Genomic DNA, 1,037 nt, shown 5'->3' with positions numbered 1-1,037 from the left:
CGGAAGCTGATCCGCAACGCCCTGAAAACCGGCTATGCCGTCAATGACCTGAAGACCGCCATCCTCGGCTGCAGCTACACCCCCCACAACATGGGCGACAACGACCGTGGCCAGCGGTACGACGGCTTGCATGTAATTTTCAAAAACGCTGACCAGATCGACCGTTTTATCAACAACGCTATCAACCGGGAGAGCATGGATGCGAACCGAGAAAACCACCAGCGTGGCAAGAATGCCCTCAGCATCTTCGACAAAGACCTCTCAGGCACACCGGACGAACTCTGGGAGAGGATCTGCAACGGATTTGAATGAAAAACTAGTGGAGTATTTTTTCTTTCGACTTGGTCGGGTTTACGGGTCAGCCTTCAAGGTTCAATACCCAAACAACAAAGCCCTGCATGAAGCCTATCAGGAGTGGGGACAGGACATCGCTGACCTGAACCGACCCCAGATGGACGCCGGTTTTCAAAAGTTGCGCAGAGCCATGACCGACGACCCGCAGGCCTGGAAGTTCCCGAACATCGCTGCGGTGATCAACCTGTGCAAGCCACAGCCGGAAGACTTCGGGATGCCCGACTTACACGACGCCTGGCTGGAAGTGCAGAACCACAGCCATGAGCCCCTGCAGCACAGCTGGTCACACCGGGCAGTATTTATCGCAGGCCAATATACCAAGTGGTTCGACATTCGCAACGCCACCAGTCCGGATGAGCAGCGCACCATGAAAAAGCGGTTTGAGAAGGAATACCAGCGAGTGGTCATGCGGATGTTCATCACCGGCAGCGAGCAGCCCGTGGAAGCCATCGAACACCAGAACGTGGAGCTGACTCCATTCGAGAAAAGCGTGCGCCATAACGAGCAGATCCACCAGCAGGTCATGGTGCAACAGGGCATTAATCCACAGGGCGGGCGGCGGCAGTACCTGAACCGCTTAAAAGCATTGGGCTTATCCACAGGCAACAGGGACGAATCATGAGCAAGTGGCAGGACAGGATTGTCGGCCAGGGCAAAGAGAACCCGGAGCAGTTACTGGCCAA

Annotated in this window: 2 protein-coding genes; both read left to right on the top strand. The window is 55.6% G+C overall.

What is annotated here, in order from left to right; translation table 11 throughout:
- Nucleotides 1–312 (top strand): hypothetical protein (locus AK963_RS34100; RefSeq protein ID WP_202969939.1); only part of this gene is annotated, 312 nt, incomplete at its 5' end.
- Entirely contained in the window at nucleotides 305–976 is a 672-nt protein-coding gene (locus tag AK963_RS29530) for a replication protein P (protein WP_066018786.1), read from the top strand. The genes AK963_RS34100 and AK963_RS29530, both read left to right, overlap by 8 nt.
- Nucleotides 977–1,037: the final 61 nt, after the last annotated feature.

This window comes from Endozoicomonas atrinae (assembly GCF_001647025.1).
Lineage (GTDB): Bacteria > Pseudomonadota > Gammaproteobacteria > Pseudomonadales > Endozoicomonadaceae > Endozoicomonas > Endozoicomonas atrinae.
Note: the sequence above shows the minus strand (reverse complement) of the source record. Positions and strands in the feature narration are given on the sequence as shown.